Annotated in this window: 9 protein-coding genes; 4 read left to right on the top strand and 5 right to left on the bottom strand. The window is 40.0% G+C overall.

All coding sequences use genetic code 11. The annotated features are described in order from the left end of the window. The first annotated feature begins 2 nt into the window (after positions 1-2). The 3 genes from LC608_RS06265 (at position 3) to LC608_RS06255 (ending at position 5,921) form a co-directional block, all read left to right on the top strand. Positions 3-887 carry a carbohydrate ABC transporter permease gene (locus LC608_RS06265; RefSeq protein WP_229552708.1) on the top strand — a complete coding sequence of 295 codons (885 nt, stop codon included), beginning with the start codon at positions 3-5 and terminating at the stop codon, positions 885-887. 8 nt (positions 888-895) lie between these two features. After that, positions 896-1,987 carry an ABC transporter ATP-binding protein gene (locus tag LC608_RS06260; protein ID WP_229552707.1) on the top strand — a complete coding sequence of 364 codons (1,092 nt, stop codon included), beginning with the start codon at positions 896-898 and terminating at the stop codon, positions 1,985-1,987. A gap of 280 nt (positions 1,988-2,267) precedes the next feature. Beyond that, positions 2,268-5,921, top strand: a complete 3,654-nt coding sequence (locus LC608_RS06255) for a filamentous hemagglutinin N-terminal domain-containing protein (protein WP_229552706.1) — start codon at positions 2,268-2,270, stop codon at positions 5,919-5,921. Between the two features lie 19 nt (positions 5,922-5,940). Here the strand turns inward: LC608_RS06255 and LC608_RS06250 are convergent, their stop codons facing one another. From LC608_RS06250 to LC608_RS06230, 5 genes are all read right to left on the bottom strand, one after another. Next, positions 5,941-8,619 (bottom strand): CHAT domain-containing protein, encoded by a 2,679-nt coding sequence (locus tag LC608_RS06250; RefSeq protein ID WP_229552705.1) that lies wholly within the window; start codon positions 8,617-8,619, stop codon positions 5,941-5,943. A gap of 37 nt (positions 8,620-8,656) precedes the next feature. After that, positions 8,657-9,454 carry a DUF928 domain-containing protein gene (locus LC608_RS06245; protein ID WP_229552704.1) on the bottom strand — a complete coding sequence of 266 codons (798 nt, stop codon included), beginning with the start codon at positions 9,452-9,454 and terminating at the stop codon, positions 8,657-8,659. An 878-nt stretch (positions 9,455-10,332) separates the two neighbouring features. Continuing rightward, positions 10,333-12,705 (bottom strand): CHASE2 domain-containing protein, encoded by a 2,373-nt coding sequence (locus LC608_RS06240; RefSeq protein WP_229552703.1) that lies wholly within the window; start codon positions 12,703-12,705, stop codon positions 10,333-10,335. A 26-nt stretch (positions 12,706-12,731) separates the two neighbouring features. Next, positions 12,732-13,649: a DUF1822 family protein gene (locus tag LC608_RS06235; RefSeq protein ID WP_229552702.1), complete on the bottom strand. Its 918-nt coding sequence runs from the start codon at positions 13,647-13,649 to the stop codon at positions 12,732-12,734. Positions 13,650-13,704: 55 nt separating this feature from the next. Then, a complete protein-coding gene (locus LC608_RS06230) occupies positions 13,705-14,352 on the bottom strand; it encodes a sigma-70 family RNA polymerase sigma factor (protein ID WP_229552701.1) in 648 nt (215 codons plus the stop codon). Between the two features lie 764 nt (positions 14,353-15,116). Between LC608_RS06230 and LC608_RS06225 the strand changes: the two genes are divergently transcribed. After that, a complete protein-coding gene (locus LC608_RS06225) occupies positions 15,117-15,806 on the top strand; it encodes a hypothetical protein (protein WP_229552700.1) in 690 nt (229 codons plus the stop codon). The last annotated feature ends 235 nt before the right edge of the window (positions 15,807-16,041 follow it).

The following is a 16,041-nucleotide window of genomic DNA, read 5'->3' as shown; positions in this document are numbered from 1 at the left end:
CCATGAGTGTAACTCCACAAGTAGTGCCAACGACTCCAAAACGAAAAGGAGAAACCAAGTTTTCTCTTAAAAAAATCTTGCTGCCCATAATAGTTGTATTAGTGGTGGTATTCAGCTTATCCCCAGCTTTATGGCAATTACTGACCTCGTTTAAAGTGAATGAGGATATTGCTGCCGTTCCTACTGTCTATTTTCCCACACGATTTACTTTCAATCACTACATTGAGTTATTCACCCGTCGTCCATTTTGGCGTTACATCTTCAACAGTGCTTTTGTATCGATTACTTCTACAGCTGTATCTTTAGCGATCGGCGCACCTGCGGCTTATGCCCTCGCACGGTTACGCCCTTGGGGTGAAAGAGCTATCCTCGCTAGCGTTCTAATTGTTACCTTATTTCCTGGAATTCTATTGTTCTTAGGACTATTAGAAATTATCCAAGCGCTGAGATTGGGCAATAATTATCTGGCGCTGATTATACCCTATACTGCCATCAATTTGCCGCTAACAATTTTAGTACTTAGAAGCTTTTTTCAACAATTGCCAAAAGATTTGGAAGATTCCGCTAGGGTCGATGGCTACAACACCTTTCAACTACTATGGCAAATCGTGTTGCCCATGACCCTTCCCGCCTTGGTGACTACTGGAATCCTCACCTTTATTTTTGCTTGGAACGAGTTTATTTTCGCTCTGACGTTTATGACTCGTGAAGAGTTGAAGACAATTCCCGTTGCTGCTGCTCAGTTGGGTGGTGCGACAATATATGAAATTCCCTACGGGCCAATCGCTGCTGCAACTGTTGTGGGGACGTTACCCCTGATTTTACTAGTTTTATTTTTCCAGCGCCGGATTGTCCAAGGTCTTACTGCTGGTGCTGTCAAAGGATAAAAATCAAAATGGCTAAACTCGAACTCACAAACTTGAATAAAACCTATAATCCTAAAGTTATCCCTGTCAAAGACGTTAGTTTAACTGTAGATAACCATGAGTTTCTCACTTTACTTGGCCCTTCTGGCTGTGGCAAATCTACCGTCCTAAGAATGATTGCGGGTCTTGAAGAACCGACTCGCGGTCAAATCAAGATTGGGGAGGTGGATGTCACCTATAAACGAGCAAGCGATCGCAACATTGCAATGGTATTTCAAAGCTATGCACTCTATCCCCACATGACAGTGTACGAAAACCTCGCTTCTGGACTCAAGCTGAAAAAAGTACCACCTACAGAAATTAAACAGCGAGTCGCAGAAGTGGCAGAAGTTTTAGGATTAGCAGAGTTAATGAACCGCAAGCCTGGACAAATGTCTGGAGGTCAACGCCAGAGGGTTGCTGTCGGTCGTGCTTTGGTGCGTAATGCTGATGTATACCTGCTAGATGAACCTTTAAGTAACCTGGATGCACTACTGCGAGAAAGAGTCCGAGCCGATATCAAGCAAATTTTTGCAGCACAAAAAGTGCCAGTTGTCTACGTCACCCACGACCAAACCGAAGCGATGACGCTCTCCACGAAAGTTGCATTGCTCAACGATGGCTATGTCCAGCAGCTTGACCCGCCTGACCGCATTTATAACCATCCAGCGAATCTATTTGTGGCTGGATTTGTTGGTAGCCCGCAAATGAATTTGCTGACTTTACCTTGTAGGGGACAATATGCGATCGTGGGCAACTTCCAAGTGCTTCTCCCTAATATACCAACAGTACCACCGCAGATTGTTCTGGGAATCCGCCCAGAAAATGTCCGTATTGCTCAACCAGGTGATACCCAAACTATCCAAGGGCGAGTGTTTTTAGTGGAAAACTTAGGTATGCACTATTTGGTTAGTGTTAGGGTTGAGGGTTCACAAACCGGAGCGATTACGGTACGTGCTTTGTTGCCAACAGACCAAAATTGGAGTGGCGAAGATATTACACTAGCATTGCCCCCTGAGGATATTCACTGGTTTGATGTTCAATCTGGCCATGCTCTTGTTAAAAGACAAATGTTGTATTGAAGTCTGTCATTCACTAAAATGACTAAATTTACATGGTTGCGATCGTCTTCTAATCTCTCTTAAAATTTAACTTTTTGATTTTATAGTTACCCCAATGAAGTACGGCTAAGAATTGGGGAATAAAGCAATTTTTCATCCAGACACTGCTTACTCAAACTTTAACAGCGCTAAACAGCATGATTGAGTATGTCTTATTTCTGATTATTAAGTAATAGACATTGATTAACTTGATACATGCTTAACTAAAGTTTAGTGTTAGTGATACTTGTGGAGGCTTGTAATGTCTGGTAGTTGGCATTTAACTTATTGGGGTGCAGTGCTAGGTATTGCGATGAGTGTCAGCGCTTTGTCTGGAAAATGTGCGATCGCTCAAATCGCCCCGGATAGCACTCTACCGATTAATTCCAACGTCACACCAGACGGTAACACCTTCAACATTACTGGCGGTACACAAGCAGGCACTAACTTATTCCATAGCTTTAAGGAATTCTCTGTGCCTGCTGGGAATACTGCTTTCTTCAACAACGGTAATGAGATTCAGAACATTATTAGCAGAGTAACAGGTAATTCAAGGTCTGAGATTGAAGGGTTAATAAAAGCTAATGGTATAGCTAACCTATTTCTGATCAATCCTAACGGGATTATTTTTGGACGCAACGCTTCACTGGATATAGGTGGTTCTTTTGTAGCGACTACAGCTAATGCAATTGGGTTTGACAATCAAGGTTTTTTTAGTGCTTCTACTCCGAATAATCCTGAACTACTCGTAGTCAACCCTTCGGCTCTTCTATTCAATCAAATTGTTGCTGCGCCGATCCAAAATAACTCAGCTAGTTTAAGTGTTAATAATAATCGTAGTTTGCTGGCAGTTGGAGGCGATGTCAACGTGGATGGTGGCTCATTAAATGCCCTTGGTGGACAAGTGGAGTTAGGAGGTTTAGCAGGAGAGGGGACAGTTGCTCTTAATGCCAATAGCAACAATTTCAGCTTAAATTTTCCAGAGAATGTAGCACGAGCAAATGTGTCGCTTACCAATGGCGCTGAAGTTAATGTCGCTTCTGGTGGTGGCGGTAGTATTGCCATCAATGCTGAGAATATAGACGTTTTGGGGAGAAGTAGCATACGTGCGGGTATTAGCCCACTTGCAGGAGCCGATGACGCCCAAGCAGGAGATGTCACCCTCAGCGCCAAAGGAACACTGAGAATCGAAAATAGCTCTATCTACAACGCCGTTTTTGGTTCTGGAAATGGTGGAGATTTGCTCGTGGATACAGGGAAATTGATTATTCAAGATGGAGTAATAGCCACTGCTACTATTTCTAGTGGGAAAGCTGGGGATCTGATTGTAAAAGCCTCTGACTCAATAGAACTAACTGGCAGTTCCTCATCAAACGGTACGATTGACATTGACATCGATATTCCTATTGATTTTTTAGGCTTTTTTACTATAAATATTCCTGTTTCTGTTCCTGTTCCTATTGGCTTGTTTTCCGCTTCCCTTGATGCCCAGAATCTTCCTAATGTTTCTCCTTTCGTAAGCTCTTTTCTACCTATTCCAGGTGGAAATGCCGGAAACCTGAGCATTGAAACTGGGCGGTTAATTGTATCTAATGGGGCAGTGGTATCGGCAGGTACTACAAGCACAGGACATGGAGGAAATTTAACCGTGAAGGCAGACTTGATAGAACTTAGTGGTACCTCAGCTAATGATTCTCCCCCATATTTGTTGACTACAACAAGTAAGGTTCCTAGTGGATTGCGTAATGAAACTGCCGGTTACGGAGCAGGGGGCAACTTGACTATTGATACTAAAAAATTAATTGTCAGTGATGGTGCATGGGTGACAAGTGGTACTGGTGGCGAAATGCCAGGAGGAGAATTGACTGTGAACGCTACTGAGTTAGTAGAACTTAGTGGCACTTCATCAGATAATATTCCTAGCATTTTGTCTTCTGGAACACAGGGGCCTGGAAATTCTGGCAAATTAGCTATTACTACTAAGAAACTGATAGTCAGCAATGGAGGAATTATCTCGGCGGGTACTTCTAGCTCTGGAAAGGCAGGCGAATTGACCATTACCGCCTCTGATTCAGTAGAACTTGTTGGCACTTCAAAACAAGGGTTGTCCGCCTCTCAAATACGAGATTTTGGATTTGCTGGAGCTTTAGTCTATGACTTCGTAAAAGATCGTCCATATCCGAGCGGTATAATTTCTGGGGCTGCAAAGGAAGGGCAGAAGGATGGAAAGAGTGGCGATATAACAGTTAACACGAACTCCCTAAGTATCACCGATGGTGCTGCACTGACAGCCAGTACTTCTGGGCAGGGGGATACAGGTGACATCACTCTTAGCGCTAATACCTTAAGTGTTTTAAATGATGGGCAACTGCGTACATCTACCTTTGGTAGTGGACAAGCAGGTGACATCACACTAAATATTCCAGAAATACAGTTATCTGGTTCCACTAGTGGTGTTTTTGCTCAGACAAGCAGTACAGGCGCAGCCGGAAACTTGACGCTTCAACCTTTGAACGGACAAACCTTGACGGTTAACTTCTTTGAGCAAGCGCAGATATCAGCATCCACCTCTGGTAGTGGTAAAGGAGGAACCCTAAGTGTCAATGCTCCTGAGTCAATCACCCTCAGTGGTAATGGGATCTTAGCGGTGACATCCGAAGGTGCTGGTAGTGGACGAGCCGGAGATGTGCTTCTTAACACTGAAAAACTAACTATCAGCAATGGAATGCGCGTTTCAGCCGCGGCTAATTCTACTAACCCCGAAGGTAGTGGTGGTAATCTGACCGTGGAAGCTAGACAATTGAACTTGACAGACGGCAGCAGTTTAGAAGCTGGGACGACAGGAAATGCACCAGGCGGGAACTTGACAATTCAACCCAATAACAATGAGCAAACCTTAGCTGTAAATATCACTGGAGGAGCAACGGTATCGGCTGCTAGCTCTGGTAATGGTGAGGGAGGAACTCTAAGTATCAATGCTCCTGAATCTATTAATATTACTGGTAACGGCTCAGTGATTTCGGCTGAAACCACAGGACAAGGAGCAGGCGGTGACTCAACACTGACGACAGAAAATTTGGCAGTTCAAGATGGAGCAAAAATAACTGTAAGTAGTACAGGCTCAGGGGCTGCGGGCAATTTAAAACTTAACGCTAACTCGATATATCTCAATAACGCTGCCAAAATCACTGCTGACACTACAGGAGGCGGCGGAAATATCTTTGCGCGATCCTTTACGCGATCGCTCTCATTGTTACTACGTAATCAAAGTTCTATTACTACCAATGCCAAAGGCCTTGGTATTCCTGGCGGTAATATCGGTATTGATGCACTAAATGGCTTCATCATTGCTATTCCTGAAGAAAATAGTGATATTAGTGCCAATTCTGTTGACTTTCGTGGTGGAGCAGTCAAAATCAGCGCTCAAGGAATCTTTGGGATTCGCAGTCGGAATACACCAACTTCAGAAAGCGACATCACTGCTACAGGAGCAAGTCCTCCATTCAACGGTTCAGTAGAACTTAATACACCTGGTATCGACCCCAACAGTGGCTTAGTTGAGCTACCCACAATAGCTGTAGCAACTGAAGTAGCTCAAGTCTGCGATAGTCCAGGTTATGCTCAAAGCAGCTTTACTATCACCGGAAGAGGCGGTTTACCTCCTAATCCCACTAAAGATGTTCTGCCGAACGGCACTGTAGAAATCGGTTGGGTGGCGCTCAAACCAAGCAGCAATAGCAGCAATCCACCTGTTACTACTAATCCAGTTACTACCACACCAGAACGTATTGTAGAAGCAAATGGATTGGTGGTAAACGAAAAGGGAGAGGTGGTACTTATAGCTAATGTACCTGCTGGGGGCCGTAGTTCATGGCAGAAGGCTGTACCTTGCAGTAATTATCAAGCTCAGAAGTAAATAGGCTTAATTGTGTATCTCAAAGCCAATTTCCTACTAGAACATAAGGTGCCCAGAAATAAGGGCTTTTTTGTTTAGCAAATACACTTAATTGAGCACGCTGGAGTGCTTGGGCTTTGCTGATCCCAGTATTTAGGTTTCGATAAAACTCGCTCATAAGTTTAGCAGTCCATTGGTCATCCACTGACCATAAACTTGCTAGCGTACTGCGTGCGCCTGCTCGTACAGCTATGCCAGCTAATCCTAAAGCAGCTCGCTGATCCCCAACAGCAGTTTTGCAAGCGCTCAAGACAAGTAACTCGATCTTACCAGACCTATTTCTATCGCTAACTCGTAATAGAGTATCAAATTCTTTAACTTTCAGTAGCTTATTCCAGGTGAGAAGAAAAGTTCTTTCCGGATCTGAACTAAACTCACCGTGAGTTGCTAAGTGAATGATAGAAAATGGAGTTGCAAGCAATTGTTTTAGCAAGTTGCTATCGAGAAACTGCTGATTTAACAGTTCTTCACTTCTAGGAACCTCAGTTTGAATTTCTTTGAGTTCCCGTGCTACATTTTTCAGGGCTGAAAATTTCTGACCTCCTATAGAACGTGCTTCTCCCACTCCGGCAGTTAAAGCATTTAACTGTACTTTTTGCAAGGGTTTAGGATTAAACAATTGTAAACCAGGAGTTAAAGCGAGCGCATATTTCTCCATGAGATATTTATTTTGCTGCGGGTCGTAAAGAACCCCCATCGGAATATTTCTTAATTCCCCATCCAATACAAAAACTAAAGTAGTGATGCCACTTTTAACTAATTCAGCTTCGGCTGGTCTAATTAACCAGTCATATATTTTTTGGGACTGTTCTTTCACTTCATAAGTACCCGCGACATCTGTTAAAGATTTACGTAATGAAGTAACAGTACTCTCTACTTTTTCTTGAGGTATCTTAGTGGTATAGTGCTGTAATTGTTGATTAGGCAAGGTAAGGATAATATCGAAACGATCGGGTAAAATAACTGAATAGATAACTGCTGCCTTTTTATCCTGCTCCACCACTTTGTCTATCTCTACAATTGGTTCTAAACAAGGTGAACGAAAAAAGTTATTCAGTTCTGCAAGTTGGAGCGACTCAATGACTTTACGTGCCTGTTTAAGATTGTATTGACTACTCTGTTGATCCCCTTGAGTATTCTCTGTGAGTAACTGTAATTCAACTAACTCTCGATAGATAGGTTCTATACTTTCTCGAAAAGAAAACTGAACATCTAAATTACTAGCAACTAAATCACCGCGAAGAGATTCTAAAGTTTTATAAGCTGTATCATAAGCCTTGAGTGCAGCATTGAGATTTCCTTGTTGCTTGAGTAAACGTCCTTGCTGCCATTGCCACTGATAGAGAATGTCTGATGCATCAATACTTTGAGCAATAAATAAAGCTTTTGTTGTTAGTTCTAGAGCATCACCTAACTGCTTATTCTTTTCATACAGACGACCCAAAGTTCCAAGAGCATAAGATTGGGCTTGCTGGTCTTTTAGGCTTTGGGCCTCCTGTATCGCGGTAGACAAGAGTTGGGCAATATTTAAATTTGATAAAATAGGTGCATTGGTTTTCTGTGTTAAATCCATTAAAATAGAAGCGAATTGAATCCGAGCGTATACTGAGTTTCGGCTAGGAACCAATTTATTAATTTCAGCCAGAATTTGCTCAGACAAGAATAAAGCTTGTTTAAACGTATTTGCGGCTTCTTTTTTAGAGAAAAATTCTAGAAGTAGGTTAAGTTGATTTAGCTGTGCTTGAATACGCGTACTACCTAACGCATTTATAGCCGCTTGCTGATAAAAGTTTAAAGCAGCTTGAAATTCTTGTTGAGCAAGGTCTGTATTCCCTACCTCATGTTGAGTTTTTGCTTCGGCAAAGGCTGTATTACCTAAACTGAGGAAGGTATCACCTATAGCTATTGGAGATTTTATAGCTGTTGCTAGAGTTAAACTTTGCTCTAAAACTTTTCGTGATTCATTGAAATCACCAATAACTCGTAGGACATTGCCAAGGCTATCTAGTCCAGCAACTTTGAGCGATGAATCTGGAAGAGTAGTAAGGTTTTGTTGAACTTCTGTTAAAGTTTTTTCTGCTTGGCGATAAAGCCCTAAAGCCTGCATAGCTTGAGCAGAGTTAATCAGATTACGAGTTAATGTCGCCCTATCGCCTATTTGCTCATATATATCAGCAGCTTTTTGCCAAGTGGACAACGCAATTTCAGTTTGTCCTTGCGCTAATTGTAATTTTCCTTGTACATCTAAAGATTGCGCTGTAATTGCAGCACGCTCTTTTGAGCTATCTAAATTCTTTAACAGATTGAGACTTTGGCTAATTGCAAGTTCTGCTTGTGTCTGTTTGCCAAGCTGTTGATAAATTAAGGCAAGATTGCTTAAGGCTATAGCTTGGTTAAGTTTGTCTCCTGTGTTGTAGAAGCCAATAGCAGCTTGTTCTAAAACCTGAAGTGCTTCAGTAAATAAACCCGCCTCATACAAAGCTTTACCCTGTTCTACTAAGGTTTGAGCTAAGGCAGGTGAGTTTTGAATCTTAGTTTGTGGAATATTTAGGCTGATGTGAGAAAAAGTTGCTAAAGCAGGTGAACTAAAAATGCACAGTATGGCTGTTCCAAATAGCAGCAAGAAAAATTTCAAAAATCTTAAATAGGATTGTAGCATACGCAATAATACTGGCAATTTAGCCATATTTACTATACTAATTTGATTGAGTGATGGCTTTTTCGTCACTCTCAAGTTCTACAATCGGTGCTGTTGCAAATTCTGCCAAACCAACATCTTTTAACAAAAGCGTCCAATCCTCTGTAAAAATGTTTGACTTGGGATCAGAACGACGCAGAGTAGCTAAATTAGTTAAAGCATCTTGCCAAATTTGGTTAAGAGCATAAGTAGCATATTCTCTTGATTGTGTGCTTTTCAATTGAATTTCAAGATCAGAATTTAACGGCACACGCTGTATCCATGCTTTCACATAAAAATACTCTGATATTTGCTGCGAATTGCCACAGAAAACTTTAAAATACCACTGATATTTTTGATTTATTTTTAGAGCAGATTCTGAATTATGTGGTAACTTAATACCAACAACACTAGCCTTTGGTGGTAGTGATAAAGATGTCTTGTAGATGTTTTTATCATTTTCATCTTGAAGTAAAAATTCTCCAAGAACAGCATTCTTTGGTAATTCCGGTACAAAAACCCAAAAAGTTGGATATTCAGAAATTGTGAATGCCAAAAAAGATTTTGATTCATCTGCAATTTCTTCACCAGGAACTAAAGCAGTAATTGGCGTGTTCAAGGGAGTGCAACCATCACGGCTTGTACCTCCTTTACGACGTCCAATAGGTGCGCCGTTATCTGGAAATTTTGGACGGTTAGACTGGCTAGGTGTATTAACAAAGGATTGGTTAAGTAATTGATCTACCTGTGCCGAAACCCTTGTGGGGGAACTTACCAATCCAAGAAGTACTAATGTCATAATGTAAGTAAGTTTCATCAACAATATACTCCTTTGACAAAAGTAATATAAACGTCACTAATAGAAAATAAACAGCTATAAAAGCAGGGCAAACACACGTAATTTTGGATACCCTTAATGTGTAAGGATATTGATTTAAACTAGCCGAAACCATAAAATGCCCAAACTAAAGGGGTTTTATTATTGGAATACGTTTACCGTGATTATGAAAGACATTGCAATAATTTACTAATTTTAACTACACTAGAAAGATATAAGATTGCGGAAAGTAAGTTTATCTAAATTGATCTTGACAAAAAAACTGAGCTGTGCGTAAGCGAATAATTAAAGTTTCTTGTTTGGTTTGTTTCCCAATGATTAAAGCGATGCCCAAGCACTTATTGTATAAAAAATACATTTATTACACTTATCTTCAGGCTGTACAATAAATAATTACGCCTAAACTAATATCAACAAGTAAGCATTATTAATATTACTTTCAGCTTTATTGACACTAAGGTGTTCATCTTGATCAGAGGTAGTGCAATTGCTTATCCATCAATTTAAACTTGATGTACTAGTAAATAGATATAAACTATAAAATGCTTGATGTAATTTCCACTCAAATATATAATTTTGAGGTAAGCAAAGAATTGTAAATATTCTTCATATTATGTCAAGTTAATAAGTTAGGGTTATCACATCTATGCAACAATCGGAAAACCCTATTTTTAACTGCTCCTGCCTCCTACAGTCTTAATGATTAGTCTTTAAGCAGACATAATATTACTAGGTTGGGAATCAGAAGTTATATATTTCTTTACAATTTTACATGGTGTTATTCTGAGGTTTTTAGCGTGTTAATACTGATATAATAACATTATCAATGTAAATATATAAAAAGTTTTTTGCGAAAATTATTGATTACGAATATCTCTAGACACAACCGCTACTTGTGTAAATATTAATGCCAATGCTGGTGGAATAAGTGGTATCCACCCTGCCTGAGTAAAAATCCCAAAACATATAGTAAATAATGAAAATAGCATTATTACCCCAGTTGCTCCCAGACGTATAGGATGCCGAATATACCATGCTAAAATTCCTCCTAATAATGACCATCCCCATACCCAGAGTGCTTCAACCCAAGTCGGCCACCACCAAAGCAGAGGTCGATGATCTAAAACAGCACTGAGAATCTGGCTGCTCATGTGAGCTTGGACAAATACCCCTGGTATCAGCTTTTGATTTGACTCTGCTTTAGCACTATAAGGAGTTTTCCAGTAATCAGTAGTAGTTGGAGCAGTAACACCAATTAAAATAATCCGCCCCTTCAATAACTCGACTAATTCCGAATTAATTTTATTGTTAAGAATATCTCTGAGAGATACTTGTTGAGCAATATTTTGAGGAGAAGAAAGCGAACGGTAATTTGCTAGCACTTGATAACCCGATGCATCGATTCCTTGGTAGCCGCTAGTATGAGATTTTAATTGCTTAAATACAACGTCGCCTATCTGCAAGTTACCTTGTGAGTTGATATATGATTTGATACCTTTAGCCTCCAAATAATGAAGCGCAATTTGGAGGCTAAAAGCATATTCTGCCGCACAGAGAGATGTTAAAGGAGGTGTTAAATGCAAAAGCTGACGGCGGGCTATGTCATTATCATCTGCAACAAAATCACTAAAGCTTTGGCGTTCTTCTGGAACTCCAGGCGGTGGAAGAGTGCCTTCTGGCGCACCATCAAGAGCCGCAGAAACTTTGCATACAGTAAAAAGGCGTTTATCTTGTTGTAGCCTAGTTGCTAAATCTGCACTATTAGAGTCTACAGGGAAATCACGATAGATGTCTAAGCCAATAGTGCTTGGCTGATACTGATCTAGTTTTTTTAATAATTGTGCAAGTGCTTGGTCTGAAAGTGACCATCGCATATTCATATTCATGCGATTCTGATACTGAATATCCGCTTCATCAATAGTGACAATCAGAAAACGCGAATCTGGTTTTTCCTCCCAACGTAGCCCCATCATGTGGTCGAAAGCTTTTAATTCTGATGGTTGCAATAACCCAAGCGATCGCACCCCCATTACCAAACCAGTAATAACCAAACTTGATAACAGTATTACTTTAATACTACGCCACCGTAACTGTGCTTGAATTCTATATTTATTTATTTGAGGCTTGCTAATTTCTGGTTGGGGATTTCTCAAAAAATCTTTCCAAGTCGGTGGGACTGCTGCTGGATTTTGACAAATTACAGGTAAGGAAACTGCACAAGGATATTTATCTTCAATGCCGTGTAATTTTTCCCTTGATTCTCGTACTGCTAAGTACATAGACTCACCACTGGAAAATTTTTTGAGGAAATTTTTTAAAAATTCTTGTGCTACTAAGTCTTGCACTGCCTCCCGCATAACGATAATTTGTGGGATGTGCAAGTCTTCTAATTGATGTGCTAGTCCTAGTCCATCACAAGAATTAAAAATCGCTAACTGCAACCCTTTGCTGACAGCTTTCAAAAGACCATACTTTAGCTCATCAATTGTCAAGCAATCTGTTTTATTAATATAAATATTGCCGCTCTTACCATCCTCAAGGCTCTCACTATGACCTGCAAAAAATAAGATGTCCCAGTCTTGCTCCCAAATTTGTTCATTTAACTGGTTGCGCTGTGGTTCAACCAAAAAAGTTGTTTCTGCATCTGGTAACATCTCCAATAGCTCTCGATCTTTATCAATTAAGATTCCCTCACTATTACCCAGAATTGCTAAGATTTTTACCTTCTCTCCAATAGTACTTGTCTTTGATTTTGCTAGATATTCATACTCTGGTGCGCTTAAGGCAACTTCTGCTTGAGAGTAATCCTCAAAAAAATCCCATAAATTCCACGGGAGACGACGTAGCCAGATATCACTCGTTTTGATTAGTACGCGAACTGTATCATCTAATGTTAGCTGCTTAAGTAATTTCTCTTTGAGTGGGCGAAATGAGTTACAGTTGAGCCAACTATTCATTTGCTGACTTAACTTTTCGTTTAACTCGCGGCATTTTTTAAGATGCTCATTAAGAGAACTTCCGACATGAATGTTCACAGGTGTAAGGCGAAAATTTGATAAACTGCGATAGGTTATTCGCCAAAGCTCATAATCTGCAATGATCTCTGGTTTTGGAGTCAGATAGCCTTGAACTTCTATACTGGCGCGATCGCCTTCTGCCCCAATTTCGAGTGTGACTTTTACCCCCTGGCTCAAATCACCATCTAGCTTTAACACAACCAACTTCTGCATGGGTAGAAATCAACCAATGTATTTGCTTAAATAACAAAATTTTCAATAATATTAGTATTTCCCAGTTCTAAGTTAACGCTAAAATGTTCTCCTGTTTGAGCATTAAACTCTAGTGTGACATGAGTACTGCCACTTCTAGCGTGGGCTTCCATAACATTAGTGCCTTTCTCATCTAACACTTTAACGATGAGATTGTTAGGTAAGTAAGCTTGCTCATTGGATGGATGCACCTGCAATTTCAGTTGGATTTCTATGGAATTTTTTGGTGTGAGTGTAACAACTAATGCCAGCGATTGTCCCGGAAGTTCTATCCCGATGTCAATCAGCTTACCCCGCGTCACTCCGTCCCGATAACGAAAAGCTAATTGTGGTGTTTTTGATGCTAAAATTTTTTCTATCGGCTGCCAACTTGCATCAATTATATTCTGTAACCAGTAACCCAACTTGACTTCCGTGGCGTTGCTTTCAAGTGAATCAATATATGCAAGTAAATCCTCAATAGTCTGTAACTCATCAAATAAAAGTTCACCAGCTTTTACTGTTTTAGCAAACCCGATTAGAGTTGCTTGTTGATGTTCTATATCTAGCTCAACTACAACTACGCCGATTCTATCATCCGGGACTTCTGGTGGAATATAGCAGAGATTACCAGGACTTGCAGGGCGACATTCTAAGTAACCCAATCCACTCAACTTCAGGTCTGCCACATCTGCATAATAGCGCATGGCACAATTCCAACTATCGCTGGTCCTTGGGTCTGTGGCAATGTTCATTATTTCCATGTAATCATTTACCGCACATACAGCCAAAGTATTAAGAAATACCTGGTTTTTCTTTTCTGGTGTTACCTGTTCATCAGCAAAAAAGCCTGCTATCTTGAGTGCTGCTTGGGTAATAGCTACCGGAATAGATTTTTCTATTAAGTTTTTAGTGCTATGAATCATAAGTTTCCTTCCATTTTATAGATAGTTTCCTACTTTAGATATCTCTGCCTTAATTTCAAATTTCGTGATACCCTTGCCTGAGAGCAAAATTTCGTAAGCGAGGTAAGCATTCACGTTTATAGAAGTTGGGCGCAGTTGATGGAGGTAAATTGAATTCCTTCGCAATGTTTTTCCAGGGGGTTTCTGGAGGTAGGCGTCGCAGGATTAATATTTGGCAGGTTATCTCAGGGCGTCCTTTAACATGAGTCCTAGCTAAGTCATTGTCTGGATCTGTAGAAGCCCATTGGTAAGTTTCTTCCAAAATTGGTGGAATATCAGCTGCTGCTGGCAAGTTTTCGATTGCTCCGGTTGTATTTTCAGTTTCCAAGCTAGATAGGGGAATAGTCTTAGCTTGAATTTGGGCTTCTCTAGAGCGAAAATCTTGCAGTCGCCACTTGAGACAATTGTCGAGCCAGGTGATCACACTGCAACTTTGAGGATTATACTGCTCTGGGTTCCGGCAAAAATATAACCAAGTTTGTTGCAGAGCATCATTATAATAAGCTGTATTCTCTTTCCAGAGTTTGCCCGATTTCATTACAACTCTAACTATCTCACTAAGTTTTTGCCGCCGCATCAAACTTTTTGCTGGATGCGAACAAGCTTCGGCAACGAGATGCTGGAGTTGTTGGTTTAGATTACTTACCGTGTGGACATTTGTCATAGAAAATCTCCTGGTGAAATACTTGCAGAAGTAGTCTAGAGATGTCTCTGACTGTTTAAATTTCTAATACCCGAATCCATAACTTGATGCTTAATACCTAGATCATTAGAGCTTATTATCTAGTTATCAAACTCAAGTTCAAGTTTTTCGCAGAAATTCACAAAAAGTTTTCTGACCAGTATTCGATCACGGGACTTAGACAAAATTAACTAAAAAAGAGCCTTAAATCCATATACAGAAGGACATTGACATCGATTTGCTTAGTTTTTTGATATATCTCGGTTTAGGCTATTTTTGAGGATTTGGTGTATTTACCTTATCCTGCATAGGTTTGAGGCTTGTTTCTCTCTTAAAAATGTTTGAGTTCCGTTAGGTGGGGTGTAGGGTGTAGCCGATTCTGACTCCTGATATCGTGTCCGGCTAAAGGCTTATCATTTAGTCCGCAGGGGGAAAGAGGCTTTTCCGATTTTTGCACAGATGCGGTAATTATAAGTGATTAACTGGACTTAATATGAATTCTGAATTCTGTTGTATTTTGTGCAGTTGGATCTAAAAATAATTCATTTAATACCAAAAAATAAATCATTAAAATTGGAAATAAATGAATTTAAAATAAAAAATTATAGGTTTAAAAACCTTAGTTTAACTAACATCAAAAAATGTTTAGTTAACATCAACAACTATTTATCAAGGGGATTTTAATTTCAACCGAATTCCTACATTAGGTTAGGTAATTTTGTTATTTTAATCAAAAAAGGACAAGTATGTTTGGTTCACCTATAGGCTGGCTGATTCCTGCGACCTTGACTATAGTTAGTTTAGGCTTAAATATGCAAAGTGCGAAAGCACAAAGTAATTATAATAATTATACGTTTAGTGCTGACTACAATACATTTGTCACTATTGACCCAACCTTCAGACCAGACTTAGGAATTGTTAGAGCAACTATCAAAGGTGAAAGTACCAAATCGGCTCCTTATGGGTTAGATTTATTTCTTAGTAATACCTATGGGAAACTTGAGCCTATTGAAAACCCATCAATTAATAAATATACCTTTAACTCAGATCCAAGCGTGTTTGGTTTAGAAGGAGAACTTGCATTTTCTGACAGGTATTATGGCGGTGCTAATGAATTATTTGGTAAAGCGAGTGACAGCGCTGAAATAAATTTTGCGGAAGGCATTATCAAAGGTGGTGGTACTATTACCATCTCTGGGGGAATAGGGTTATTCCAAAATGCTACAGGCACAATCACTTTTACCCAACAAGACAAACTTAATCCCCCTGGAACCCCTTCTCAAGGTTTAGCTAAACTGAATTTCACCTTGCAAACTGCTCAAGAAGTTCCAGAACCAACGGCGACTACAAGTTTAATTTTTGTGGGTTTAATAGGAGCAAGCTTGGTAATTAGCCGACGCTATAAAAAAAGTTCTCTATCTAGCATAATCGATTAAATACGCAAAAAAGAGGAGGCGATCGCTTCCTCTCTCCAAAATTCAGATCATGCTGCTTTCGCCTCAAGCTTGTGTTGCATATTTGCCATAACCATTAGAGGTTTGCATCTGTCTATGCAGATTTGAAATTTAAATTATTTAAATCTGCAAATAGTCTTTGCCGCATTTGGCGTTGCTGATTCCATGTATGAAAATGATTTTGCATGATACCAAAATCCTTGTAGAGACGTAGCAG

This window comes from Nostoc sp. XA010 (genome assembly GCF_020829625.1).
Taxonomy (GTDB): Bacteria; Cyanobacteriota; Cyanobacteriia; order Cyanobacteriales; family Nostocaceae; genus Nostoc.
Note: the sequence above shows the minus strand (reverse complement) of the source record. Positions and strands in the feature narration are given on the sequence as shown.

Bases quoted from the DNA above. Each gene is read 5' to 3' on its own strand.
- LC608_RS06255 (WP_229552706.1), top strand. From the start codon at position 2,268: ATGTCTGGTAGTTGGCATTTAACTTATTGGGGTGCAGTGCTAGGTATT.
- LC608_RS06240 (WP_229552703.1), bottom strand. From the start codon at position 12,705: ATGCAGAAGTTGGTTGTGTTAAAGCTAGATGGTGATTTGAGCCAGGGG.
- LC608_RS06250 (WP_229552705.1), bottom strand. From the start codon at position 8,619: ATGCTACAATCCTATTTAAGATTTTTGAAATTTTTCTTGCTGCTATTT.
- LC608_RS06230 (WP_229552701.1), bottom strand. From the start codon at position 14,352: ATGACAAATGTCCACACGGTAAGTAATCTAAACCAACAACTCCAGCAT.
- LC608_RS06260 (WP_229552707.1), top strand. From the start codon at position 896: ATGGCTAAACTCGAACTCACAAACTTGAATAAAACCTATAATCCTAAA.
- LC608_RS06235 (WP_229552702.1), bottom strand. From the start codon at position 13,649: ATGATTCATAGCACTAAAAACTTAATAGAAAAATCTATTCCGGTAGCT.
- LC608_RS06245 (WP_229552704.1), bottom strand. From the start codon at position 9,454: ATGAAACTTACTTACATTATGACATTAGTACTTCTTGGATTGGTAAGT.
- LC608_RS06265 (WP_229552708.1), top strand. From the start codon at position 3: ATGAGTGTAACTCCACAAGTAGTGCCAACGACTCCAAAACGAAAAGGA.
- LC608_RS06225 (WP_229552700.1), top strand. From the start codon at position 15,117: ATGTTTGGTTCACCTATAGGCTGGCTGATTCCTGCGACCTTGACTATA.